This is a genomic window from Streptomyces bicolor (assembly GCF_000719285.1).
In the GTDB taxonomy this organism is placed as follows: domain Bacteria; phylum Actinomycetota; class Actinomycetes; order Streptomycetales; family Streptomycetaceae; genus Streptomyces; species Streptomyces bicolor.
In genome coordinates this window covers 1-325 of record NZ_JOFS01000134.1, presented here as the reverse complement: position 1 = coordinate 325, position 325 = coordinate 1, and the positions used below count along the sequence as shown (strand labels likewise).

1 rRNA gene is annotated in these 325 nt (G+C 62.2%); it reads left to right on the top strand.

From position 1 onward, the window contains the following. Positions 1–325: ribosomal RNA gene (locus tag IF78_RS0142980) — 16S ribosomal RNA — on the top strand; the annotation flags it as partial.

Here is a 325-nt window from a genome sequence, read left to right as displayed (position 1 = left end):
GAACGCTGGCGGCGTGCTTAACACATGCAAGTCGAACGATGAACCACTTCGGTGGGGATTAGTGGCGAACGGGTGAGTAACACGTGGGCAATCTGCCCTGCACTCTGGGACAAGCCCTGGAAACGGGGTCTAATACCGGATACGAGCCTCCTCCGCATGGTGGAGGTTGGAAAGCTCCGGCGGTGCAGGATGAGCCCGCGGCCTATCAGCTTGTTGGTGAGGTAACGGCTCACCAAGGCGACGACGGGTAGCCGGCCTGAGAGGGCGACCGGCCACACTGGGACTGAGACACGGCCCAGACTCCTACGGGAGGCAGCAGTGGGGA